The organism is Streptomyces sp. ME02-8801-2C (genome assembly GCF_033793965.1).
Taxonomy (GTDB): Bacteria; Actinomycetota; Actinomycetes; order Streptomycetales; family Streptomycetaceae; genus Streptomyces.
On sequence record NZ_JARAXP010000022.1, the window covers coordinates 22,104 to 44,881 of the forward strand.

Here is a 22,778-nt window from a genome sequence, read left to right on the forward strand (position 1 = left end):
GGTTCAAGTTTTAAACAAACCTACACTGGTCGCATGACGACCCGCTGGCTCACCCCCGAGGAGCAGCGCGCGTGGCGCGCGTACATCTCGGCCTCCCTGCTCCTGGAGGACGTGCTCGACCGGCAGCTTCAGCAGGACGCCGGGATGCCGCACCTCTACTACTCGATCCTGGCCTACCTCTCCGAGACGCCCGAGCGGCGGCTGCGGATGACCGATCTCGCCGCGCAGCTGAAGATCACGCGCAGTCGTCTGACGTACGCGGTGGCACGGCTGGAGAAGGACGGGCACGTACGCCGCGAGGCCTGCAAGTGGGACAAGCGGGGTACCGTCGCCGTCCTGACCGACGAGGGGATGGCGGTGCTGGAGCGAACGGCTCCGGGGCATGTCGCCACGGTCCGCGCGGCCCTGTTCGACCATCTGACGCCGGAGCAGGTGGGCCAGCTGGAGGAGATCGGCACGCGGATCGGTCAGGCGCTCCAGGGTGACGGGGCGGAGGCGGTACCGGAGGGTCTGCCGTGGCTGCGCCGGTCCTCCTCGTCATGCGGGTCCGACGGCTCGGGCGGCTCGGGCGGGTCCGACGACTCGGGCGGCTCTTGCGACTCGCGCGCATGAGCCGCGCCACAAACCCGTTGCTTTAACTTTGAAACATGGGGTAGGGTCACCACTCGAGTGAAGATCTGCTTCAAATCTGAAGCAAGCAGTGCCCGCCGCAGGGCGGAACCCGAAGCAGATCCGAGGATCGATCGTCGAGACCAACGGGAGACCCGCATGCCCGACTTCCCCGCCGCCACCCAGCGCTCCCGTGTCCGTGTGCCGCTGCGCTTCCACGACGGCTACAGCGTCGACACCGAACTGGTCACCTTCCACGGTCTGACCGACGGCCAGGAGCACGTGGCGGTGGTCATCGGAGACCCGGCTCCGGGCACCACCCCGCTGGTCCGTCTGCACTCCGAGTGCCTCACGGGCGACGTCTTCGGCTCGGCCCGCTGCGACTGCGGCCCGCAGCTGCGCGAGGCCGTCGAACGCATCGCCGAGCGCGGCGGCGTCCTGCTCTACCTCCGCCAGGAGGGCCGGGGCATCGGCCTCTACAACAAGCTCGACGCGTACGCCCTCCAGGACGAGGGCCTCGACACCTACGCCGCGAACGCCGCCCTGGGCCTCCCGGAGGACGCCCGCGACTACACGGCGGCGGCCCAGATGCTCCAGGCCCTGGGCATCGACTCGCTGGACCTCCTCTCCAACAACCCGGACAAGGCGAACCAGCTGCGGGGCCTGGGCATGGACGTCCACGACCGCGTCCCGACCGGTGTGTTCTCGACCCCGGCGAACGTCCGCTACCTGCGCGCGAAGGTGCTGCAGACCCACCACACCCTGCCGCTGGGCGAGCTGGGCGGCGTCGGCGGGCTCGGCGGCCTCACGGAGCTGAGCGTCGGCTGAACCATCCGGCGGGGCGTCGCTCACGCACACGGCACGAGCGAGCCCACAGGCCGAAGCCCCCTCCATGGAGGGGGCTTCCTCGTCTCGGTTCCGAGTACCGGTTCCGAGTACCGGTTTCGAGTACCGGTTCTGAGTACCGGTTCGACGGTTGGACCGCTGCCCAACCGGTTACTCGTGCGCAATGCAACGGAACCTGAGACGGCATGTGCGCCATGCCGAACAAGACGAGTACGACGAGCACAACGGTTACGGCGAGCACGACGGCCGCAGGGGGTACGGCGAACCCAGCGGACGCGGCGCGCACGGAACGGCCGACGACGAGTCGGCCAAAACCGCGCGGGCGCCCGTGGTCGGCCCGGACGAGCAGGTCGAGCGGCGGGCGCCCGACACCCCGACCGACCTGCCCAGGTCCTCCTGGTGGGCGGTGCTGAAGGGGACCGTCAAGGAGTTCAAGCGGGACGAGCTGGTCGACCGGGCCGCCGCCCTGACCTACTACGGAATCCTGGCCCTCTTCCCGGCGCTGCTGGTGCTGGTCTCCCTCCTCGGGATCATGGGGAAGTCGACGTCGCAGCGGGTGCTGGACAACATCCAGGACCTGGCCCCGGGCGCGGTGCAGGACGTCCTGCGCAACGCGGTGACGCAGATGCAGGGCACCGCCGGCATCGGCTCGGTCATGGCGATCGTGGGGCTGGTGCTCGCGGTGTGGTCCGCCTCCGGCTATGTCGCCGCGTTCATCAGGAGCGCCAACCGTGTGTACGACATCCCGGAGGGCCGCCCGGTGTGGAAGGTGCTGCCCGTCCGCGTCGGCATGACGGTGGTCCTGATGATCCTGGCCGTGGCCAGCGCGGTGATCGTCGTGTTCACCGGCGGGCTGGCCCGTCAGGTCGGCGGCGTGCTGGGCATCGGCGACACGGCACTCACGGTGTGGTCGATCGCGAAGTGGCCGGTACTGGTGGTCCTGGTCACGATCATGATCGCGCTCCTGTACTGGGCGTCCCCGAACGCGAAGGTCCGCGGCTTCCGGTGGATCACGCCGGGCAGTTTCCTGGCGCTGGTGATCTGGATGATCGCGTCGGGCGGGTTCGCGGTGTACCTGGCGAACTTCGCCTCGTACAACAAGACGTACGGCACCTTCGCCGGCGTGATCATCTTTCTGGTGTGGCTGTGGATCACGAATCTGGCGATCCTGCTCGGCCTCGAGTGCGATGCGGAACTGGCCCGACAGCGGGCCGTCGCGGGCGGCCATCCGATCCGCGAGGAGCCCTACGTACAGCCGCGGGACACCCGGAAGTGGGACGCGGAGGACCGTCGCCGCCTCGAATCCTGAACCGGCGGAGCGGTGTGCCGCCGACGGGGTGACGCGGGCCTGCGTGGGTACTCGCACAGCCGACAGGCCCGGCCGATCCGACTGACGCGACTGATCCGACCCAATGCGATCAATCCGATCAATCCGATCAATCCGACTGATGACACTGATGACAAGGACAGGTGAGCACCCATGACAGCTACAACGGGCTCCCACCGCACAGGCAGCGAAACGCAGGAGCCGGTGGGCGAGCTGGTCCAGCGTGCCTCGCAGCAGTTGTCACAGCTGGTCCGCGACGAGATGCGGCTGGCCCAGGCGGAGATGACCGAGAAGGGCAAACGGTTCGGCAAGGGCGGCGGTCTGTTCGGCGGCGCCGGCCTGGGGGGTGTGCTCACCCTGCAGGCACTGGTGGCCACCGTGATCGCCGCGCTGTCGCTCGCCCTGGACGTGTGGGCGGCGGCGCTGATCGTCACCGGCGTCCTGGCCGCCGTCACCGCGCTGATGGCGGCGCTCGGAAAAAAGCAGTTCAGCAAGGGAGCACCGCCGAAGCCCGAACGAACGATGGACAGCGTCAAGGCCGATGTAGCCGCGATCAAGGAGGGTGCACACCGATGACCGAGAACACGGCGCAGCCGGGCGACGACGCGACACCGTCCCCCGAGGAACTGCGTATGCGGGTCGAGGCGACCCGGGAGGAACTCGGCGAGACCGTCGAGGCGCTCGCGGCGAAGGCCGACGTCAAGGCACGGGCCCAGGAGAAGACGGCCGACGTCAAGGCGCGCGCCCACGAGAAGACGGCCGACGTCAAGGCGCGCGCCCACGAGAAGACGGCCGACGTCAAGGCGCGCGCCCACGAGAAGACGGCCGACGTCAAGGCACGGGCCCACGAGAAGACGGCCGACGTCAAGGCACGGGCCCACGAGAAGACGGCCGACGTCAAGCAGCAGGTCACCGAAAGGACCGCGCACGCCGGGACCCAGCTGCGGGACAAGGCCACGCACGCGGCCCACGCCGTACAGGACAGGGCCACGCACGCCGCTCACGCCGTACAGGACCAGGCCACACACGCGGCGCATGCCGTACAGGACAAGACCCCCGAGCCGGTGCGTGCCAAGGCCGTGGCGGCCGGCGAGCAGGTGCGCGGCACCGCCGTGCACGTCGCGGAGCTGGCCCGGGACAAGGCCCCGGAGCCCGTACGTGAGAAGGCGGGCCAGGGCATGCGGGCGGCGCGCGCCAACCGCGCCCCGCTGCTCGCCGTGGGCGCGCTCGTCGCGGCGCTGCTGCTGGTCCGCCGGGCGAGGAGGCACCGATGAAAGCTTCGAAGATCGCCTACAAGCCGGTCGGGATGGCCGTGGGGGCCCTCGGTGGCGTCCTGTCCGGCGCGATTTTCAAGCAGGCCTGGAAACGGATCGCGCACGAGGAGGACGCCCCTGACGCCACGGACGAGTTCCGCAGTTGGCGCGAGGTGCTGACGGCAGCCCTCGTACAGGGCGCGATCTTCGCCGTCGTCAAGGCGGCCGTGGACCGCGGCGGCGCCACCGCCGTCCGGCGCGTGACGGGCACCTGGCCGGGCTGAGCCGCGCCGCGCAGCCTGTCGGAAAAACAACCGGGAAAACGACTGGGAAAACGACTGGGCCGCGCGGTGTGACGCCGCGCGGCCCAGGACGTTCAAGCGATTCGAGCGATGATCAGGCGGTGTTGATGTTCTCCGCCTGCGGGCCCTTCTGGCCCTGGACGACGTCGAACGTCACGCTCTGGCCCTCCTGGAGCTCACGGAAGCCCGAGGAGTTGATCGCGGAGTAGTGCGCGAAGACGTCCGGGCCGCCGCCGTCCTGGGCGATGAAGCCGAAGCCCTTCTCCGCGTTGAACCACTTCACAGTTCCAGTTGCCACAGTCTTGCCTTCCAGTCGATGAGACGCCTGCTCCCCCATGGGGCAGACGGAGGTGATCGCCCTGGTCCCTGCGGCACAGCACAGCAAAGCGCCCACACCAAGGGCGTGGGCAAGGGGAAATCCGAACCACGACAGCTCACACAGACGCTACCCGTCCGCACCCGCTATCACCACTGAAAACTCCGCTCAGTATTCCGGCCATTCTCGTGGGTGATGGCCCGTCGCCGACGGGCCCGCTCACTTCAGGAGGCGTTCGACGGCTTGGACACCCCGTTTGCGCGGCGGTATTCGGCGTTGATGCGCTGCGCTTCCTCGAGCTGGTCCTCGAGGATGATGATCCGGCAGGCGGCCTCGATCGGGGTCCCCCGGTCCACGAGTTCACGCGCGCGTGCCGCGATACGCAGCTGGTAGCGCGAGTAGCGGCGGTGCCCGCCCTCGGAGCGCAGCGGTGTGATCAGGCGCGCTTCGCCGAGGGCCCGGAGGAAGCCGGGAGTGGTGCCGAGCATCTCGGCGGCCCGGCCCATCGTGAAGGCGGGGTAGTCGTCGTCGTCGAGACGGCCCAGCGACTCGTCTGCTGTCATCTCACCTCTCTGTGGAACGCGTCGAGGGGCCTTGGTGCCGTACGGCACCAAGGCCCCGAAGGAACAGCAAACACCATCTGCCGGTACTACTGCTGCACCGGCCTTCGTTTTCCGCACGGCCGTCCGACAGGCGGACGGGGATGCGGGGATCGCGGATTTATGACCGGAGACCACCTGCCTATCGATGTCCTGCGGTACCCGGGGTCGACTTCCTCCCGGGCGATCCTGATGGCGCTCGACTCCTCCGTTCTTTCCTCTGGAGCAACAACTCGTTTCGAAAATTCGTCGAACAGGAACTGCGGGGTACTGCACCGCGTCAACCGCGGTCCTGCTTCGGCGGCCCCTGATCACCGCAGGCCACCCGGTCCGGTCGTCAGTCCCGTCACCGTCTTGCGACTACCTGGCTCCGGGCACTCCACAACCGCACCGTCACGCGTGTACTACTGCCCGCCAGTTCATGTCTGCCGGGCTTCATCAGATCTCGACTACGAGAGAAACAATAACGACCCGGCTCTCCAATGTCTACCGTGACAAGCACAGATTTTACGGTGCCGGGTGATGAGGTATCTGCCGGAGGCGGCCTGCGGGAGTCCGGGGCCGTCTGCGGCGCGCGTCCTGGCCGGTGCATAGAATCCGGTCCCATGTCGAAGCCTGACGAGCTGATCGTTGCCGTCGCCGCCCTTGTGGAGTCCGGGCGGAGCAACCAGATGTCCCTGACCGTGGTCACCAACGGGGCCGTCATCACCGGAAGACTGGCTCCCGAAGCCGTGTGGAGGCAGAGAGTGTCGGAGGTGCTGACGGACTCCGCCCGACTGGGCGAGTTCTCCGCCGTGTTCGAAGCCCCGGCCAAGGCGGAAGGGCCGCCCACACACCTGCACTTCCATGTCGCCCGCATCCTGCAGGGCACGGTCGGCATCCCGGAGACGGGCGGGATGTACCGCATCGCGATCGAGGACGTCAGCGCCTGGACCGTGGGCGACTTCAGTTACTCCGACCACTGAGCGCACTGAGGGCCCGACCGGCATGTGCCGGTCGGGCCCTCAGTGATGTCTCGCCCCGTCTGTGGAGTACTGCGGGTGCGCGGAGGTGCTAGGCCGCCGTGCTGCCCGCGCCGGGCTGTCGGTTCGGCGTGCGGGGCGCTGCCGAAGCGGGGCGGCGGCGGCCTCGGGAGGTGGCGCCGCCGCGCCTGGAGGTGCCGCCGCGCTTCTTGGGGCGCTCGGTCACCGGTGCGGTGATGACGACCGGGATCCCCGAGGGCGCCTGAGCTCCGGTGATGGCGTGCAGGGCTTCCTCGCCCACGCGGACCCGGGTGGTCTGCGGGACGATGCCGGCCGCCGCCATGAGCCGGGTCATGTCGCGGCGCTGGTTCGGGGTGACCAGGGTGACGACCCGGCCGGACTCACCGGCGCGGGCGGTCCTGCCGCCGCGGTGGAGGTAGTCCTTGTGGTCGGTCGGCGGGTCGACGTTGACGACGAGGTCGAGGTTGTCGACATGGATGCCACGCGCGGCCACATTGGTCGCCACCAGCACGTTGACGTGCCCGCTCTTGAACTGCGTCAGGGTGCGGGTGCGCTGCGGCTGGGACTTCCCGCCGTGCAGGGCGGCGGCCCGTACCCCGCTGTTCAGGAGGTGCTCGGTGAGCCGGTCGACGGCGTGCTTGGTGTCGAGGAACATGATCACGCGGCCGTCACGGGCGGCGATCTCGGTGGTGGCCGAGTGCTTGTCGGCACCGTGGACGTGCAGCACGTGGTGCTCCATCGTGGTGACCGCGCCGGCCGACGGGTCGACGGAGTGCACGACCGGGTCGCTGAGATAGCGGCGCACGAGCAGGTCGACGTTGCGGTCGAGCGTCGCGGAGAACAGCATGCGCTGGCCGTCCGCGCGTACCTGGTCGAGCAGGGCGGTGACCTGGGGCATGAAGCCCATGTCGGCCATCTGGTCGGCCTCGTCGAGGACGGTGACGGAGACCTGGTCGAGCCGGCAGTCGCCGCGGTCGATGAGGTCCTTGAGGCGTCCCGGGGTCGCCACGACGATCTCGGCACCACCCCGCAGCGCGCTCGCCTGCCTGCCGATCGGCATCCCGCCGACCACCGTGGCCAGCCGCAGCCGTACGGCGCGTGCGTACGGGGTGAGCGCGTCGGTGACCTGCTGCGCCAACTCCCGCGTGGGTACGAGGACCAGCCCCAGCGGCTGCCTGGGCTCGGCGCGCTTTCCTGCCGTACGGGCCAGCAGCGCCAGCCCGAAGGCGAGGGTCTTGCCGGAGCCGGTGCGCCCACGGCCCAGTACGTCCCGGCCGGCGAGGGAATTCGGCAAAGTCGCGGCCTGGATCGGGAAGGGCACGGTCACGCCCTGGGCGCTGAGCGCGGCCAGGAGTTCCTTGGACATCTCGAGTTCGGCGAAGCCCTCCACGGCGGGAAGGGCGGGGGTGATCGTCTCGGGAAGGGCGAACTCCCCCTGGACGGCGGCGGATCGACGACCCGAGCCGCCGTGACCGCCGGAGCGGCTCGGCCCACCGGACCGACCCGAGGCCGACGAGCCGAACCGGCCCCGGCCGCCCCTTCCGGTTCCGGCCCCGGAGGCGGCACCACCATTGCGGGTGCGGGTGGAGCGGTCGTTCGTACGTACGCGGTTCATGCGGAACCTTTCCTCGATGCGGTGCGGCTCACGTCGAGGAATTTCCGCAGCAAACAGGCGGCGCGGAGAATTGCAAGAATGGGCCGATGAAATACGAAAGCGAAGCCGACCCGCAGTGATGTGAATTCACGCGGGCGCTGTCACGGCAACCGGCAACGCGATGCGGCCGCGAGTTCTCCGTGACGATGTGACAATACGGGAGTGAAAAAACACATGCAGCTGGGGCCCGTACCCCGAGGGATGCGGGCCCCAGCTGAAGAGTACGCGTCAGCGTCAGGCAACAACGATGTTCTCGGCCGTCGGGCCCTTCTGGCCCTGCGCGATGTCGAAGGTCACCTTCTGGCCCTCGAGCAGCTCACGGAAGCCCTGGGCGGCGATGTTCGAGTAGTGGGCGAACACGTCCGGGCCGCCACCGTCCTGCTCGATGAAGCCGAAGCCCTTTTCCGCGTTGAACCACTTCACGGTGCCAGCAGCCATGTCATTTCTCCTTCAGGGGGCAGTGCATACGCAATCCGCACTGTACGGACTCCGCGTCGCTGCGATGATCACCCCGCCGGAAAAGACCGGAAATCCAAATTTCGGGAACCACACCTGCAACTCTGATCGACAGTAGCACACCGCAACGCCATAGGCGGGGTGACTAATCCCGCACTATTCATTGCGGCAAATAACCTGCCCGCACGTTCCGCCAATATCTCAGCTCACGGCCACAGATAATCGACCACGCTCCGACCGACTACGACCGGGAACCGACCAGTCCCCTCTCGCCCCGGCGACAACCGCCCGGTCCCAGGAGACGAGACCGACGAAAACGCCGCAGCACCCGACCCGACGTCGTCGACGTCTCCCCGGACTTCCGTGACCGCATGGCCCGGATCCCGGCGCCACCCGGATGGCGCCGCGGTCGCCGGAGTCGGACGCGCAGGCGGCCATCCGGCCGGCGCAGTCCTCTCGTAAGTAGAGAGGTATAGGAGTATCTTCTGGTACCAGAGAGGGTGTGAGCATGAGGATCACTGAGGAAGCCCGCAGTCGGACACCCCGGACGACAGCACCGTTGAAAGTCGATGCAGCCATAGACGAGCTGATCGCCGACGGCGCCCACTTTCTGGGGATGACGAAGAAGGACCTGGTCGCGGAGGCCGTTCGGACCTACTTGGAGATCCGTCGCGAGGAAGTTCGGGCCAGCATGCTGGAGAAGATGCGCAAGCTTGACGGATCCGTGGAATCGAGCGTCTCTCTGCTCACCGGACTCTCGCCGGAGCGGATCAAGGAACTCGGCGGAGCAGGCGAGGGCGACTGATCCGTGCGGCCTGCTCGACCTACCCTCCGCGCACTCCGCGAGGACCTGAAACTACCGCTTCCATCAGCCCGGGAACCGCTGGATGAGCTGGATCATCCGATCCTGGCGAAGGCCAGGGAACACTTCGCCGACGACGAGGCCGGCCATGAGCGAATCCGCTCGGTCGATGATGAGGTGCTCTTCAAAGTCAAGGTCCAACGCTGGCGCGGAGCGGTCTGGACCGACGAAGATCTGCCCTGGCTCATCGCCGCGGGGCAACGCGAGGACGGGTCACCAGACGATTTCTACTCAGCCCTGGAGACGACGGCAAGGGCTGCACGAGCCCGCTACAACGCCGACAGCCGTCAGCCCCTGAGCACCAGGACGTACGTCGGGCATCTTCTCCCTGACCAGAACGACCGTGACGCTACCAACTCGAAGCAGGTGCCCGACTTGTCCGCCATCTCGCTGCGGCTGTTCGGGGGCTCGCTCGTGGATCACTGCAGGACGGGCATGAACACGCCGTCGACTTTCCCACCTTCCGCCTCGGCATCCTCGTACGCGCCGACGACGGCCATGAGACCTATGCTGCGGTGCGCGTCACCGGCTCCGTACCTGACGATCTCATCGCGGTCATCCTGCGCCATGTCCCCGGCTGCGATCCCACCGGCTGGTACCCCGAGTACGCCCTACCCAGCCGCCCTCTTCTTCCCGCCGAGCAAGCCTGGTCGACCCTCATGGACCCGAAGGCCGCAGCTGAACTCCTGAACGAGGAATGAGTTGGGGCCCCACCCCACGCCGTCCCAGGGCCAATGACTACCGGAACAGGGAACCCGCTCGTGTCTGATTACGACGACTCGTCCCGGACAGTGACTGTCCCCACCTGCGACCACGGTCCTGTCACCGTCTGGGAACCTGACTGGTGTACCGGAAGCGAGACAGAGCATCAGCCCGGCGGCTACCGCGTCGACATCATGCACGCGAGCCCTGATCACGAATTCACGACCTCAACCAGCCGTGGCACAGCGGTGGTTCTGCGTACTTGCTTCGAACAGCGCCCCTTCACCGAGCACCCACCCGGCCACGTCCCCTTCGTCAACGTCGAGATGGATGGCGACTGGTATCCACACGGGTCCCACGACCTGCGCCGGCTCTCGGACACACTCACGGCACACGCAGATCAGCTCCGGGCACTTGCCGACCGCCTCGACGGTCTCACCAACGCCTTCGATGCCGCACAGAGGAGTGCCTGTGGCGGCGACACGTGAAACAACGAGATGGCTGAACAAGTCACGCTGTTTGTCGGCACACCCGCTCACACAGTCGCACTCCACACAGTGTGGCCCCGGCCAGGAGAACCCGCCGGGGCCACAAAACTGCTGCTCAGAGCCACAGAGCGGCCCTGACCTCGGTAGACCCTGTGGGACTCGAACCCACAACCAATGGATTAAAAGTCCACTGCTCTGCCAATTGAGCTAAGGGTCCCCGCGATGTTGCTCCCCCGAGCATAGCCGGACCCGGCCGTGTCTCCGATCGGGTATCGGGGACACGGCCGGGTCGTTGTCAGAGCTGGGCGCCAAGCGGGCGGTGAAATAGCCGTCTTCGCTACGGATCAACCGGTTCGGGAGCCCCCTTTCGAGCCGCTTCCCGCGCCCGGGTGCGCTCGTGGTCCGGGTTCAGGAACCAGTGCCGCGCCGAAGCCACCCACCACAGCGCCGCGAACCCCAGCACCACGAGTACGGCGATCGGGGCGTAGTTGAAGGTCTCCCACGTGACCGGCGCGACCTGGGGCAGCATGAACAGCACCGTGATCACGGCCACCCACACCACCGACACCACGCCGATCACCCGCGACCACCGGCCCAGGTGCCACGGCCCCCGCTGGAACGCCTCGCCCTTGCGCAGCCGCAGCAGCGTCGGGATGACGTACGCGATGTAGAGGCCGATCACGGCGATCGACGTCACGGCCGCGTACGCCGTCACGTTGATCAGGTAGGGGAGGCCGAGGACCAGTGCGCCGAAAGCCGCCAGCCAGACCGCCGCGACCGGGGTACGGGTGCGGGGGCTGACTGTGTGCCAGAGGTGGGAGTAGGGGATGGCGCCGTCACGCGAGAAGGCGTAGATCATGCGGGAGTTGGCCGTGACGGACGCCATGCCGCAGAACAGCTGGGCACCGATCACCACCAGCAGGAGCAGCTTTCCGGCCGTCGCGCCGAGCGCGTCGAGCAGGATCTGGGCGGGCGGTACGTCGGTCGGGGAGTTCAGGGCGCCGTCGTACGACTGGATGGCGAAGGTGAAGCCGAGGAGCAGGACGAAGCCGGCTATCCACGAGGTCCAGATGGACTGGACGATGCCCTTGGGGCCCGCCGTGGAGGCGTCCCGGGTTTCTTCGGTCATGTGTGCGGAGGCGTCGTAGCCGGTGAAGGTGTACTGGGCCATCAGCAGCCCGAGGGCGACCACGTAGACGCCGCTCCCCCAGCCCGTGTTGTTCACGAACTCCGTGAACACGAAGGACGCCGACTGGTGCTTGTCCGGTACGAACGTCAGCGCGCCGACGATGACGGCCACGCCCACCACGTGCCACCACACGCTGACGCTGTTCAGCAGCCCCACGATGCGTACGCCGAAGGTGTTGAGGAGGCCGTGCAGGACGAGGATCCCGGCGAAGAGCAGGATCGTACGGCCCGGGGTGACCTCGAAGTCGAACTGGAGGTTCAGATAGGCCCCGAGGAAGGAGGCCGCCCCGAAGTCGATGCCGGCGGTCACCGCGACCTGCCCGAGCACGTTGAACCACCCCGTGAACCAGGCCCACGCGGCGGCGGTACGAGGGGGAGCGAGCTGGGCCGCCCAGAAGTACAGGCCGGCGGAGGTCGGATAGGCCGAACAGATCTCGGCCATCGACAGCCCGACGAAGAGGGTCATGAGCCCTACGGCGACCCAGCCCCACGTGATCACGGCCGGGCCGCCGGTGTTCATGCCGAACAGGTAGAGGGTCAGACAGCCCGACAGGACCGAGATGATCGTGAAGGACACGGCGTAGTTGGAGAACGCCGACATACGGCGGGCGAGGACCTGGGTGTAACCGAGCTGGGCAAGCCGTTCCTCGTCCGTCAGCCCAGTCGTCATGGCGTCATCTGTCATGCCCCCAGCAATTCCCTCGCCGGGGGTATGACATGCGTCACAGGGCGACCGAAAATAGTCCGTGTATGGCCTGAACCAACCTCTAGTACAGCCCCTTGTACCCCTGCCAGCCGCTGCCGATCTTGACCCGCGGCGCGAACGACCCGTTCCCGAGGCCCGGATTGCGGAACAGGTTCCCGGCCGTGTCACGCACGACCAGGTCGTTTCGTCCGTCGCCGGTGATGTCACCGACGCCGACGACCGCGTTGTAGGTGGCACCCCACTGGGAAAGGATCTTCACCCGGGCCTTCAGCGTCCCGTCGCCGGCGCCGTCGTACCGCCACAGCGACCCCGCCGTGTCCCGGGCGAGTACGTCGCCGAAGCCGTCGCCGGTCAGATCGCCCGCACCCACGATCCTCGTGTAGCCATTCCAGGCCGAGCCGACTTTCACGCCCGCCCTGAATTTGCCCGCCCCGTTGTTGGCGAAGAGGTACATGTCCCCGGTGGACGCCTTGCGCGCCAGCAGGTCGGTGCGGCCGTCACCGGTCAGGTCGCCGGGTGCGGTGAGCACGTTGTAGGCGTTCCAACCTGTGCCGAGGGAGGCGTGGTTGCTCCCGGGCCCGTACGACCAGCCACCGCAGTTGCCCGCGTACCGGCGCAGTTCCCCGTTCGGCATCCGCACCAGCAGTTCGGCGCACCGGTCGGCGCCCATGTCGCCGAACGGGATCACGGTGGTGCCGGCGGGCCAGCCGGAGGCGGAGTACCTGAAGTCGAGGGTGCCCCTGCCCCTGGTGTAATGCACGGTCAGGGCGCCGGAGGAGTTGAGCGTGACCAGTTCGCCATAGCTGTAGCCGCCCAGGTCGTGGTGCCCGGTCCGGGCACCCGCCAGCCCGAGCGCGCCGCTCTGCGTGTACGTCCCCGTGCCCTCGGTCGCCTTCGCGGTCAGCGCCCAGGTGTAGGCCCCGTTGTACGCGTACGTGCCCGTGTCCGTCTTTCCGTCCCAGGTGGCCGCCACCTCAGTGCCCGTCCCGGTGAGGGTGCGCACGACACGACCGCGGGCGTCCTTCAGCGCCAATGTCCACGCGGTCGGCTTGCTGAGCTGCCAGGTGCTGGCCCAGATATCGTTCTTCGCGTTCGCGTCGTCGTCGTCGACGTCCGACTCGATCACCGCGAGCGGCTGCGACGGCACCCCGCTCTGCACGACGTGCACGACCTTGCCCGCGTCCACATACGCGATGTCGCCGCCGAACTTGTCCACGGACCAGGTCAGCCGCCGCTGGTCGGCGGTGTTCCCGGCCGGCAGGTCGGCGATCTCTCGCGGGGCAGCGGCCGTACCGGCGTGGAAGTCGGTCAGCAGCAGCTTCCCGGCCGTCCGGTCGTGCCGCACGAGGTATCCGTCGCCGACGAGCGCGGGGCCCGACGGCACGGTGATCTTCCGCTTGGCCACCCGGTCGTACGCACCCGCCGCACCTGTTGGCCCGCAGTTCCAGTAGATCCAACGGCTCACCACCTGGAGCTCCTTGACCGTGCAGGGCGCGCCCGTCGCGATCGTCTCCACGGTCCGCTTCCGCTCCAGGTCGTACGCGGTGACCGTGCCGGCACCGGACCCGGGCGTCCACAGCCGCTGGCCCCAGACGGAGGCGGCAGTGATGGAGCGGGTGAGCCGGACGTTCTGCGACCGCAGCTCCTGTGTGGCGTCGACGTACTGCTTGCCGGTCGACGTCGCGTTGTAGATGTAGTAGCGCCCGGTGTAGTCGATGAAACGGCCTCCGGTGACAGCGGGTTCGTCGGCCCCGTTAAGGCTGTTCTCGCTCAGCCAGAGCTGCGCTGATTCCTTACCCCCGTCCACGGAGAAGTAGCCGACATCGCCGTTCCCCGCTCCCCGCAGCGGCACACACCAACCGGCGTCGCACGCGACCTCCTTCACATGCCGGCCGCCCGCCAAGGTACCGGCGAAGCCCCGGTAGTCGCGCTCGCCTGCCTTGCTGCCGTCTGCCGATATCTGACGGTTGGTGACGTACGGGGAGCCGTTGGGCGCTTTCTCCACCGTGCTGAGTACACCGCCCGTGTAGTCGAACCCCAGGACCCCGCCGGTCTGCAACGGCATCGGCGAGTCCGCCGCCCCCGCGGGAGCCGCCACGGCGACGGCAGCGACGAACGCGGTCAGAGCCGCGCCTCCGCGCCGTCCGATCGCGCGACGGCGTACCAATTTACGACCCTTCACATGGCCCCCCAGCCCCTCGACCCGCGACAGCGGGTGAGTATGAGATGTACATGCCCTTTGCAGGACAACGGGAGCCTACCAACGGGCAGTTGGAAGACCCGGGAAGGCTTCCGGAACGACGAAGGGCCCGTACGACCGAAGTCGTACGGGCCCTTCAGAGATCAGTCAGAGATCAGTCGGCGATCAGACTGCGATCAACCGGCCGGCGATCAGCCGTTGCGCTTCCAGCGCGGCTTCTCGTCGCGGCGGCCGTAGGACGAGCCCGAGCCGGAGCCCGAACCCGTGCCGCGGTGGTCGTCGCGGCGGCCGTACGGGCGGTCGTGGCTGCCGGAGCGGAAGCCGCCGCCGGTGGGGCGGTCGCCCTGGCGGTCGCGGTTGAAGGGGCGGTCGCTGCCACGGTGGCCGGTGGACGGGCGGTCGTCGCGACGGAAGCCGCCACCGGTGGGACGGTCGCCGTCACGACGGTCGTCGCGGCGGAAGCCACCCGAGGGGCGCTCGTCACGACGGTCGAACGAACGGCCACCACGGTCGCCGCCACGGTCGTTGTCGCGGTTGAAGCCGCCCGAGGGACGGTCGTCACGGCGGAAACCGCCACCGGTGGAGCGGTCGCCGTCACGACGGTCGTCGCGGCGGAAGCCACCCGAGGGGCGCTCGTCACGACGGTCGAACGAACGGCCACCACGGTCGTTGTCACGGTTGAAGCCGCCCGACGGGCGGTCGTCGCGGCGGAAGCCGCCACGCTCGCCACCGTCACGACGGTCGTCCCGGCGGAAACCACCCGAGGGGCGCTCGTCACGACGGTCGAACGAACGGCCACCACGGTCGTTGTCACGGTTGAAGCCACCAGACGGGCGCTCGCGGCGCTCGTAGTTGCCCCGCTCGTCACGGCGCTGGCGCTCCTCGCGAACCGGCGCCTCCGCGACGACCGGCTCCTCGGCGGCGACCTCCGCGACGACGGCGGCGGCAGCGGCCTCGGCCACGGCGGCCACAGCGGCCTCCGGGTCCTCGCCGCGCTCGCGCGCCGCACGCGCGGTCAACCGGTCGGCGTCCTCACGCAGTTCGGAGGCCCGGCGCGTGGCGCGCTCGAGTTCCTTGGTGAGCTGCGCGACCTCACGCTCGGCCTGCTGGGCCGCGTTGCCCGCGGACTCCGCCTGGACCTCGGTCATCGAACGGGCGCCGGTGATCTCGGCGACCTCGGGCTCGAAGGCCGCGCCGCCCTGGATGATGTGGCGCGAGGCGTCGACGCCCGCGTCCTCCATCAGGCGGAAGATCTGGCGGCGCTGGTGCGGCAGGGAGAGGGACACGACCGTGCCGGAGCGGCCCGCGCGAGCGGTACGGCCGGAGCGGTGCAGGTAGTCCTTGTGGTCGCCGGCCGGGTCCACGTTGAGGACCAGGTCGATGCCGTCGACATGGATGCCGCGCGCGGCGACGTCGGTGGCGACCAGGGCGTTGACGTAGCCCTTCTTGAAGTCCTCGAGCACACGGGTACGCGCGCCCTGCGTCATACCGCCGTGCAGCGCGTCGGCCTTCACACCGGAGTCGCAGAGCTGCTCGGCGATACGGTCGGCGCCCAGCTGCGTGCGGACGAAGATGATCGTGCGGCCCTTGCGGGAGGCGATCGCGGCGGTGACCGGCGCCTTGTCCTTGGGCTTCACGATGAGGATGTGGTGGGACATCGTCGTGACGTTGCCCTGGGCGCTGTCGACCTCGTGCGTGACCGGGTTGCTCAGGTAGCGCTTGACCAGCGTGGAGATCTCGTTCTCCATGGTGGCCGAGAACAGCATGCGCTGGCCGCCGCCCGGGATCTGGTCGAGCAGCTCGGTGACCTCGGGCAGGAAGCCCAGGTCGGACATCTGGTCGGCCTCGTCGAGGACGGCGACCTCGACGTTGGCCAGCGAGCAGGCGCCGCGGTTGATGATGTCGCGCAGGCGGCCCGGGGTGGCGACGAGGACGTCGACGCCGCGCTCGAGGGCGTAGATCTGGTTGCCCATCGACGTACCGCCGCAGACGACCTTCATCTTCAGGCCGAGGACGTCGCCGTACGGCTGGAGGGCGTCCGCGACCTGCATCGCGAGCTCACGGGTCGGCGTGAGGATGATGCCGCGGGGCTTCTTCTTCTCGGTGTGACCCTCGGACAGCTTGGTCAGCAGCGGCAGACCGAAGGAGAGGGTCTTGCCGGAGCCGGTGCGGCCCCGGCCGAGGATGTCCTTGCCGGCCAGGGCGTCCGGGATGGTCGCGGCCTGGATCGGGAAGGGGCTGGTCACACCGTTCTGCGTGAGCTTGCGGACGACGCCCTCGGGGAGACCGAGGTCACCGAAGGAGAGCTGCGGCTCGCCGGCCTCGAGGTCGGTGTCAGCGGCGTCGGTGTCGGTGTCGGCCGTCTCGATGAGGTCGATGACCTCGTCGTTCTCGGGCACGACGATGTGATCAGTACTGGAAATGGACATGCGAATGCGAAACCTTCCGGAGTCTCGTCGGCACGCGCCCGTCAACTCCGTGATTTCGCAATTCGACCGCCTCAATGCGGTCAGCCACGGCTGGGGAGAGTACGCGCCACACGCGGCGCGCATCTTTTAAGGCGCCAGGCAATGGGATCAAACGATCTACTACCATACGCACCCCCCTCCCCCTTAGGCAAATCGATACCGTCCCCGCAGGTCAGGCAAGGTCAGACAGGGTCAGGCGGGTGATCCGGCCTCCGGCGCCGGCTCCCGCGTCACCAGCTGCGGCTGGGCCTGCGGCTGCACCGAGGACGACGGTTCCGCGGCCGGGGACGACGGCGGGGGCGGCGGAGGCGGAGGGGTCGGCGACTCCACCGGCGGTGTCGGCTCCGGTTCGGCGGTCTTCGTCGGCGTCGGAGGCGCGTGCGTCGGCGTCGGTACGCCGGGATCGACCGGCCCCGGACTGCTCCCGCCGCCCGGTTTGGCGGGCGCCGGCACCGGCGCGCTCTGCCCGGCGGACGGGGAGGCGCCCGGCGTGGCGGGCGCCCCGCTGGCCCCCTTGACGCTCCCCTTGTCCTTCCCGTGCCCCCGCTTGCCGTCGCCCTCGGACCCGCCGACCCGCCCGGTACCGCCCCCGCCGGTCACCGCGGGCCCCCCGTCGGGTGCCTTGCCGCCCTTCTGGCCCGCGGAGTGGGAGGGCTTGACCCTGGCGCCGTCGTTGTTGTCGCCCACGCTCATACAGCCGGCGGCAGCGGCGACCGCCACGACCGTGGCGGCCAGACGGACAGGTACATGCAAGGGGCGCACGGGCAGCCACCTCCGGTGGGGAGTCGAGGAGTCAACGTGCTCAACTCCCGTCGCACACAAGAAGACACGCGCCCCTCAACACCCTCCACACGCCCGCCCCCGGCCCCACGGGCCCGCCGAAGCCCGGCCCTCGGCCCCACCGGACCCCACACCCCCGACTCCTCCAGGCCTCACGGGCCCAAGCTCACCGCCCCTCTCAGCCCCGGCCCCATGGGCCCCACGCCCCCCACGCCCCCGACCCACCGGGCCACCGGGCCACCGGGCCACCGGGCCACCGGGCCCGAGGCTCACCGGGCCCGAGGCTCACCGGCCTCCATGCCTCCGGCCCCATGGACCCCACGCCCTCCGGTGCCACGGCCCCACCAGCCCACTCAGCCACCGGGCCACCGGGCCCTGAGCCCGAGGCTCACCGGCCCCCCGCCCTCCGGCGCCACGGCCCCACCGGGCCACCGGGCCACCGGGCCACCGGGCCACCGGGCCACCGGGCCACCGGGCCACCGGGCCCGAGGCTCGCCGGGCCCCCAGGCCACCAGGCCCGAGCTCACAGGCCCCCACGGCCCCCGGCCCAAAGGCCCGGCGCAACGGCCCCACCAGCACACCAGGCCCTGGGCCCCTGGGCCCCTGGGCCCACGGCCTCCGATCCCACGGGCCCCACGCCCCACGCCCCACGCCCCACGGTGCCCCGGCCCCACCGGGCCCGAGGCTCCCCGACCCTGACGACCCCCGCTCCCACGGGCCCCACGACCTCCGGCGCCACGGCCCCACCAGCCCACCAGCCCACCGGGCACCGGGCACCGGGCACCGGGCACCGGGCACCGGGCACCGGGCACCGGGCACCGGGCACCGGGCACCGAGGCTCCCCGCCCCCCACGACCCCCGCCCCCACGCCCCCGGCGTCCCCTCAGCCGTACCCCAGTGCGTGCAACCGCTCGTCGTCGATTCCGAAGTGGTGGGCGATCTCGTGCACGACGGTCACCTCCGTTTCCGCGACCACGTCCTCCCGGTTGTCGCACATCCGCAGGGTCGGGCCCCGGTAGATGGTGATCCGGTCGGGCAGCACCCCCGCGTACCACTCCCCGCGATCGGTCAGCGGCGTCCCCTCGTACAGCCCGAGCAGTTCGGGATCGTCCTTCGGGGGCTCGTCCTCGACGAACACCGCGACGTTGTCCATCAGCCGCGTCAGCTCCGGCGGAATCCGGTCGAGGGCCTCGGCCACCAGTTCCTCGAACTCCTCGCGCGTCATCTCCAGCACACGCCCATTGTCCGGTACGGGCCGCCAGTACGGGGGTGACGGACCCGAGCTCTCCGGAAAGCCGCACCCACAGCCACCCCGCTTAGCCGCGCCGCGCACTGGGCATACGGGACCAATGGCACGCGTACCCGCCGACTCCCCGCCCCCCGACAACCCCCGCACCACCCGCCGCCCGCTCCCCGGCCCTCTGTCCGCGTTCGACGGGCTCACCGGACGTTTCCGCGCCCGGCGCGCACACCCCGCCGCCGAGCTGGTCCATCCGCCGCACCCCTGGACCCGCGCGCTCGGCCTGGTCGCGGTGGTCCTGCTGGGGGCCTGGCTGGGTCTGCTGATCGTGGGCAACGTACGCGCGCCGGTCGGCCCGATGAACACCACGATGACCCTGAGGCCGTCCCTGACCGGCGGCACGAAGATCAATGTCTCTCCGCTGGGCGCCCTGGAACTCAGCAGCCACACCGCCCCCGTCCGCCTCGACGTCAACGTCGACCAGCTGGACCCGGTGCGTGCGCAGGCCCTCGTCGACCACCCCGAACGCCTCTCCGGCCTCCAGGACGAGGTGGCCAAGGACGTCGGACACGGCACGCTCGACCTGGCCGTACGTTCCTGCGTGGCCGTCGTGTCCGGCGCCACCGCCCTCGGCCTCGCGGTCTACCGCCGCCCCCGCCGCGCCCTCGCGGCCGGCGGCCTCGCCCTGACCCTCCTGATCGCGTCGGGAGGGACGGCGTACGCGACCTGGAACCCCAAGTCGGTCCTGGAGCCGAAGTTCTCCGGGCTCCTGTCCTCGGCGCCCTCGCTGGTCGGCAACGCGCGCAACATCGTCACCGAATTCGACGTCTACCAGAAGGAGTTGGCCCGCCTGGTGACCAACGTGACGAAGCTGTACGACGTCACGTCCACGCTCCCGGTCTACCAGCCCGACCCGGCAACGATCCGCGTCCTGCACGTCTCGGACATCCATCTCAACCCGGCGAGCTGGAAGATCATCGCGTCGCTGGTGGAGCAGTACGACATCGACGTCATCGCGGACACCGGCGACACCATGGACCACGGCACGGCCGCCGAGAACGGCTTCCTGGACCCGATCAAGGACCTCGGCGCCCCGTACGTCTGGGTGCGCGGCAACCACGACTCGCGGCTCACCCAGCGCTATCTCCAGCGCATGAAGAACGTGCGGGTCCTGGACGACGGCCAGTCGGTGAACGTCGGCGGGCTGCGCTTCGCCGGCATCGGCGACCCGGCGTTCACTCCGGACCGCTCGGCGGGCGAGAAGGACGGCGGCCGGGACCAGCAACTGGCGGGCGACCGGCTGGCGTCGGCCATCCGCGACCAGCGGACCCTGGGCACCCCGGTCGACATCGCGATGGCCCACGAGCCGGACGCGGCGCGGCGCACGGACGGCGTGGTGCCGCTCGTCCTGGCCGGACATCTCCACCACGCGGAGATGGAGGTCATGCCGAAGGGCACCCGGCTGCGCATCGAGGGTTCGACGGGCGGCAGCGGACTGCGCGCCCTGGAGAAGAAGAACCCGGACCAGATCGAGGCGTCCGTCCTCTACCTGGACCGCGACACCCGTCGCCTCCAGGCCTGGGACGAGATCAAACTCGGCGGCCTCGGGCTGACCACGGCGGAGGTGAGCCGCCATCTGCCGAAGGAGAACCAGCCGGGCGCGACACCGGTTCCCTCACCTTCGCCGTCCTCCCCCACGAGCCCGCGGACGAGCCCGAACCCGAGCCCGTAAACCGTTTTGGCGAAGCTCCCCGGCATCACCTATGCTTCTCACGTCCTCGCCCCCATCGTCTAGCGGCCCAGGACGCTGCCCTTTCAAGGCGGTAGCACGGGTTCGAATCCCGTTGGGGGCACAGAGAAGTTCAAGCCGGACATGTTCGGGTAAATACGGTTGGCGGCATCCCCCTTCAGGGATGGCCGCCATTTCGTGCGTTACGGGTGTTGCGGGCCCCGTCAGGCAGTCGGCTCGTCCGGTACGGGGTGGTCCGGGCGCCCGCTGCCGGAGTTCGGCGCGCCCCGCCGACCCGTGCCGGCCTCGTCCGTGTCGGGGACCTCCGGGTCGGGCCGCTCGGGCGCCCGGGTGTCGTCCGCCGGATTGTCCTCGACCTCCCAGGGGTCCTCCTCGGCGCCGGCCTGCTGGTCGGGCAGGTCCCTCGGAACGGGCTTCTGCCAGGACTCCGGGTGCTGTGCTTCCTCGCCGTCGTCGCCGGGGGTGTTGTTGCGGTAGTCGTTCACGGTTCTGTCCGTTCGTCTCTCGTCGGCGGGAGCGGTCGCACTCCGGGTACCCGGGCGGGCGCGCGCTAAGACCCGCCGTCCAGCAGCCGAAGCACCGCCGCCTCGATCTCGCCCTGGGTTGCGGGGTGCCCGAAGGACGCCTCGGCGCCCAGCCGGTCGAGGACGGGGGCGATGGTCCGGCCCTGTTCGAAGAGCTCGACCGTCCGGGGGTTGATGTAGGACGCCCTGCACACCGCGGGCGTGTTGCCCAGGTACTCGCTCACCTCACGCACCGCACGGGTCACCGCGCGCTTCCGGGCCGTCCTGGACCCCCGGGAGACCTGTACGGACACGGCGAGGGCGACGGAGGCGAGCACGGTGGCGTGCCAGGTCCTGAAGTCCTTCGCCGTGAGGTCGGTGCCCGGACACTCGCGCAGGCAGGTGTTCAGATCGTCCGCGTGCACCTCGTGCCAGTCCTGCCCCTGCCGGTAGACGAAGAGCCGGGGGCCGCCGCCGCTGCGGCGCATGAGCGAGCACAGGGCCCGGTAGGCCGGGCCGTCGACCAGGGTCCGGGACTGCTCCTTGGCGCTCTTCGCGGGAAAGGTGAGGCGGACCTCCCCACGCCGACACGACGCGTGCTCCTTGAGGAGGGTGGTCAGTCCGTACGAGTCGTTGTCGCGCCGGTAGGACTTGTTGCCGATCCGGAAGAAGCCGAGGTCGAGCAGCCGTGCCGCGCAGGCCGGCACGCGCTCCCGCGTCAGTCCGGGCGCGGCGAGGTCCTCGGCCACCCGGGAGCGCAGTTCGGGGAGGGTTCTCGCGGCCGCCAGGACGTGGTCGTGCTTGGCCGCTTCCTCCTGTTCGCGGAACCTCTGGTGGTACAGGTACTGGCGGCGTCCCGCGCTGTCCGTGCCCATGGCCTGGATGTGCCCGTTGGGCCAGGGGCAGATCCACACGTCCTGCCAGGCGGGCGGCACGACCAGTTCCCGCAGTCGCCGTATCTCCGCCGCGTTCGTGACGGGCCGTCCGGCGGCGTCCCGGTAGCGGAAGCCTCCACCGCAGCGGGTCCTGGTGATCCCGGGGCCTTCGGAGTCACTTCTCCGCAGCCGCGCCGAACGCCCGTTCATGGCGCCCGGGTTCCCCGATCACGCCGTACGAGTCACTGGTCGTCTTCGGGGCTTCTCGCGTGCGGGGCCGTCGACTGGAGCTCACGTCGAGCCCCGTCCGTATGTTCGCCGTGCTCGACGTCGTGCCGGGCGAGGAGGGACAGCAGCTGCGCCACGCTCAGACCGTCGTCGGCGGGGTGACGCAGGATGGTCCCGTCCTCGATGCGGTACGCGTTGGAGCGACCCTGACGGGTGTGGGTGAGATAACCGGCCCCCTCCAGATCGGAAACGATCTTCTGGACGGCACGCTCGGTGAGCCGGCAGCGGGCGGCGATGTCACGGATGCGGATGGTGGGGTTCTCCGCGATCGCGGCCAGCACACGGGAGTGGTTGGTGAGGAACGTCCAACCGGTATGTGACTCGGGTACTTCGCGCATGACGCCAGCATAGGCCCTACTATTCACGTATTCAAAAGGGTGAAT

General features: G+C 69.6%; 23 protein-coding genes and 2 tRNA genes. 12 read left to right on the forward strand and 13 right to left on the reverse strand.

Annotation, left to right across the window (positions count from 1 at the left end; genetic code table 11):
- Window positions 1–33 precede the first annotated feature (33 nt).
- The 6 genes from PV396_RS39530 to PV396_RS39555 all read left to right on the forward strand — a co-directional run bounded on the left by PV396_RS39530 (window position 34) and on the right by PV396_RS39555 (window position 4,319).
- The gene (locus tag PV396_RS39530) at window positions 34–612 is read left to right on the forward strand and encodes a MarR family winged helix-turn-helix transcriptional regulator (RefSeq protein ID WP_319213166.1); all 579 of its coding nucleotides are present in this window, start codon (window positions 34–36) and stop codon (window positions 610–612) included.
- Window positions 613–768: 156 nt separating this feature from the next.
- Window positions 769–1,437, forward strand: a complete 669-nt coding sequence (locus PV396_RS39535; protein WP_319213167.1) for a GTP cyclohydrolase II — start codon at window positions 769–771, stop codon at window positions 1,435–1,437.
- A gap of 181 nt (window positions 1,438–1,618) precedes the next feature.
- The gene (locus tag PV396_RS39540; RefSeq protein ID WP_319213168.1) at window positions 1,619–2,764 is read left to right on the forward strand and encodes a YihY/virulence factor BrkB family protein; all 1,146 of its coding nucleotides are present in this window, start codon (window positions 1,619–1,621) and stop codon (window positions 2,762–2,764) included.
- A gap of 171 nt (window positions 2,765–2,935) precedes the next feature.
- The gene (locus tag PV396_RS39545) at window positions 2,936–3,358 is read left to right on the forward strand and encodes a phage holin family protein (protein ID WP_319213169.1); all 423 of its coding nucleotides are present in this window, start codon (window positions 2,936–2,938) and stop codon (window positions 3,356–3,358) included.
- Window positions 3,355–4,056: a DUF3618 domain-containing protein gene (locus PV396_RS39550; protein WP_319213170.1), complete on the forward strand. Its 702-nt coding sequence runs from the start codon at window positions 3,355–3,357 to the stop codon at window positions 4,054–4,056. Before PV396_RS39545 ends, PV396_RS39550 begins: the two co-directional genes overlap by 4 nt.
- On the forward strand, window positions 4,053–4,319 hold the full coding sequence (locus PV396_RS39555) for a DUF4235 domain-containing protein (protein ID WP_319213171.1): 267 nt from the start codon (window positions 4,053–4,055) through the stop codon (window positions 4,317–4,319). The genes PV396_RS39550 and PV396_RS39555 overlap by 4 nt, the downstream gene beginning before the upstream one ends.
- A 112-nt stretch (window positions 4,320–4,431) precedes the next feature.
- Here the strand turns inward: PV396_RS39555 and PV396_RS39560 are convergent, their stop codons facing one another.
- Both PV396_RS39560 and PV396_RS39565 read right to left on the reverse strand, forming a co-directional pair.
- Complete coding sequence (locus PV396_RS39560; protein WP_319213172.1) at window positions 4,432–4,635, reverse strand: cold-shock protein; 204 nt, start codon at window positions 4,633–4,635, stop codon at window positions 4,432–4,434.
- Between the two features lie 242 nt (window positions 4,636–4,877).
- Window positions 4,878–5,216, reverse strand: a complete 339-nt coding sequence (locus tag PV396_RS39565) for a MerR family transcriptional regulator (RefSeq protein WP_319213173.1) — start codon at window positions 5,214–5,216, stop codon at window positions 4,878–4,880.
- Between the two features lie 641 nt (window positions 5,217–5,857).
- On the opposite strand from PV396_RS39565, the gene PV396_RS39570 reads away from it, so the two are divergent.
- The gene (locus tag PV396_RS39570) at window positions 5,858–6,217 is read left to right on the forward strand and encodes a hypothetical protein (RefSeq protein ID WP_319213174.1); all 360 of its coding nucleotides are present in this window, start codon (window positions 5,858–5,860) and stop codon (window positions 6,215–6,217) included.
- 88 nt (window positions 6,218–6,305) lie between these two features.
- On the opposite strand, the gene PV396_RS39575 is transcribed toward PV396_RS39570, so the two are convergent.
- Both PV396_RS39575 and PV396_RS39580 read right to left on the reverse strand, forming a co-directional pair.
- Complete coding sequence (locus PV396_RS39575; RefSeq protein WP_319213175.1) at window positions 6,306–7,850, reverse strand: DEAD/DEAH box helicase; 1,545 nt, start codon at window positions 7,848–7,850, stop codon at window positions 6,306–6,308.
- A 273-nt stretch (window positions 7,851–8,123) separates the two neighbouring features.
- A complete protein-coding gene (locus tag PV396_RS39580; RefSeq protein WP_123439992.1) occupies window positions 8,124–8,327 on the reverse strand; it encodes a cold-shock protein in 204 nt (67 codons plus the stop codon).
- Between the two features lie 526 nt (window positions 8,328–8,853).
- Here PV396_RS39580 and PV396_RS39585 point away from each other — a divergent pair.
- The 3 genes from PV396_RS39585 to PV396_RS39595 all read left to right on the forward strand — a co-directional run bounded on the left by PV396_RS39585 (window position 8,854) and on the right by PV396_RS39595 (window position 10,397).
- Window positions 8,854–9,150, forward strand: a complete 297-nt coding sequence (locus PV396_RS39585; protein WP_319213176.1) for a hypothetical protein — start codon at window positions 8,854–8,856, stop codon at window positions 9,148–9,150.
- A 572-nt stretch (window positions 9,151–9,722) separates the two neighbouring features.
- Window positions 9,723–9,908, forward strand: a complete 186-nt coding sequence (locus PV396_RS39590; protein ID WP_319213177.1) for a hypothetical protein — start codon at window positions 9,723–9,725, stop codon at window positions 9,906–9,908.
- Between the two features lie 60 nt (window positions 9,909–9,968).
- Complete coding sequence (locus PV396_RS39595) at window positions 9,969–10,397, forward strand: DUF6907 domain-containing protein (RefSeq protein WP_319213178.1); 429 nt, start codon at window positions 9,969–9,971, stop codon at window positions 10,395–10,397.
- A gap of 144 nt (window positions 10,398–10,541) precedes the next feature.
- On the opposite strand, the gene PV396_RS39600 is transcribed toward PV396_RS39595, so the two are convergent.
- From PV396_RS39600 to PV396_RS39625, 6 genes are all read right to left on the reverse strand, one after another.
- Window positions 10,542–10,614 (reverse strand) — tRNA-Lys (locus PV396_RS39600).
- A gap of 120 nt (window positions 10,615–10,734) precedes the next feature.
- On the reverse strand, window positions 10,735–12,270 hold the full coding sequence (locus PV396_RS39605) for an amino acid permease (RefSeq protein WP_319213179.1): 1,536 nt from the start codon (window positions 12,268–12,270) through the stop codon (window positions 10,735–10,737).
- 82 nt (window positions 12,271–12,352) lie between these two features.
- A complete protein-coding gene (locus tag PV396_RS39610; RefSeq protein ID WP_319213180.1) occupies window positions 12,353–14,458 on the reverse strand; it encodes an FG-GAP-like repeat-containing protein in 2,106 nt (701 codons plus the stop codon).
- Between the two features lie 224 nt (window positions 14,459–14,682).
- A complete protein-coding gene (locus PV396_RS39615; protein ID WP_319213181.1) occupies window positions 14,683–16,920 on the reverse strand; it encodes a DEAD/DEAH box helicase in 2,238 nt (745 codons plus the stop codon).
- A 231-nt stretch (window positions 16,921–17,151) separates the two neighbouring features.
- Window positions 17,152–17,721 (reverse strand): hypothetical protein, encoded by a 570-nt coding sequence (locus PV396_RS39620; RefSeq protein WP_319213182.1) that lies wholly within the window; start codon window positions 17,719–17,721, stop codon window positions 17,152–17,154.
- Window positions 17,722–18,622: 901 nt separating this feature from the next.
- Complete coding sequence (locus PV396_RS39625; protein WP_319213183.1) at window positions 18,623–18,973, reverse strand: metallopeptidase family protein; 351 nt, start codon at window positions 18,971–18,973, stop codon at window positions 18,623–18,625.
- A gap of 115 nt (window positions 18,974–19,088) precedes the next feature.
- Here PV396_RS39625 and PV396_RS39630 point away from each other — a divergent pair, with 115 nt between their 5' ends.
- The gene (locus PV396_RS39630) at window positions 19,089–20,711 is read left to right on the forward strand and encodes a metallophosphoesterase (protein ID WP_319213184.1); all 1,623 of its coding nucleotides are present in this window, start codon (window positions 19,089–19,091) and stop codon (window positions 20,709–20,711) included.
- A 48-nt stretch (window positions 20,712–20,759) separates the two neighbouring features.
- Window positions 20,760–20,832 (forward strand) — tRNA-Glu (locus PV396_RS39635).
- Between the two features lie 100 nt (window positions 20,833–20,932).
- On the opposite strand, the gene PV396_RS39640 is transcribed toward PV396_RS39635, so the two are convergent.
- The 3 genes from PV396_RS39640 to PV396_RS39650 form a co-directional block, all read right to left on the reverse strand.
- Complete coding sequence (locus PV396_RS39640; protein ID WP_416071563.1) at window positions 20,933–21,214, reverse strand: hypothetical protein; 282 nt, start codon at window positions 21,212–21,214, stop codon at window positions 20,933–20,935.
- 65 nt (window positions 21,215–21,279) lie between these two features.
- Window positions 21,280–22,317 carry a DNA topoisomerase IB gene (locus PV396_RS39645; protein WP_319213185.1) on the reverse strand — a complete coding sequence of 346 codons (1,038 nt, stop codon included), beginning with the start codon at window positions 22,315–22,317 and terminating at the stop codon, window positions 21,280–21,282.
- A gap of 32 nt (window positions 22,318–22,349) precedes the next feature.
- Window positions 22,350–22,733: a helix-turn-helix domain-containing protein gene (locus PV396_RS39650; RefSeq protein WP_319213186.1), complete on the reverse strand. Its 384-nt coding sequence runs from the start codon at window positions 22,731–22,733 to the stop codon at window positions 22,350–22,352.
- Window positions 22,734–22,778 lie beyond the last annotated feature (45 nt).

Bases quoted from the DNA above. Each gene is read 5' to 3' on its own strand.
- PV396_RS39530 (WP_319213166.1), top strand. From the start codon at position 34: ATGACGACCCGCTGGCTCACCCCCGAGGAGCAGCGCGCGTGGCGCGCG.
- PV396_RS39535 (WP_319213167.1), top strand. From the start codon at position 769: ATGCCCGACTTCCCCGCCGCCACCCAGCGCTCCCGTGTCCGTGTGCCG.
- PV396_RS39540 (WP_319213168.1), top strand. From the start codon at position 1,619: ATGCAACGGAACCTGAGACGGCATGTGCGCCATGCCGAACAAGACGAG.
- PV396_RS39545 (WP_319213169.1), top strand. From the start codon at position 2,936: ATGACAGCTACAACGGGCTCCCACCGCACAGGCAGCGAAACGCAGGAG.
- PV396_RS39550 (WP_319213170.1), top strand. From the start codon at position 3,355: ATGACCGAGAACACGGCGCAGCCGGGCGACGACGCGACACCGTCCCCC.
- PV396_RS39555 (WP_319213171.1), top strand. From the start codon at position 4,053: ATGAAAGCTTCGAAGATCGCCTACAAGCCGGTCGGGATGGCCGTGGGG.
- PV396_RS39565 (WP_319213173.1), bottom strand. From the start codon at position 5,216: ATGACAGCAGACGAGTCGCTGGGCCGTCTCGACGACGACGACTACCCC.
- PV396_RS39570 (WP_319213174.1), top strand. From the start codon at position 5,858: ATGTCGAAGCCTGACGAGCTGATCGTTGCCGTCGCCGCCCTTGTGGAG.
- PV396_RS39575 (WP_319213175.1), bottom strand. From the start codon at position 7,850: ATGAACCGCGTACGTACGAACGACCGCTCCACCCGCACCCGCAATGGT.
- PV396_RS39580 (WP_123439992.1), bottom strand. From the start codon at position 8,327: ATGGCTGCTGGCACCGTGAAGTGGTTCAACGCGGAAAAGGGCTTCGGC.
- PV396_RS39585 (WP_319213176.1), top strand. From the start codon at position 8,854: ATGAGGATCACTGAGGAAGCCCGCAGTCGGACACCCCGGACGACAGCA.
- PV396_RS39605 (WP_319213179.1), bottom strand. From the start codon at position 12,270: ATGACAGATGACGCCATGACGACTGGGCTGACGGACGAGGAACGGCTT.
- PV396_RS39615 (WP_319213181.1), bottom strand. From the start codon at position 16,920: ATGTCCATTTCCAGTACTGATCACATCGTCGTGCCCGAGAACGACGAG.
- PV396_RS39630 (WP_319213184.1), top strand. From the start codon at position 19,089: ATGGCACGCGTACCCGCCGACTCCCCGCCCCCCGACAACCCCCGCACC.
- PV396_RS39645 (WP_319213185.1), bottom strand. From the start codon at position 22,317: ATGAACGGGCGTTCGGCGCGGCTGCGGAGAAGTGACTCCGAAGGCCCC.
- PV396_RS39650 (WP_319213186.1), bottom strand. From the start codon at position 22,733: ATGCGCGAAGTACCCGAGTCACATACCGGTTGGACGTTCCTCACCAAC.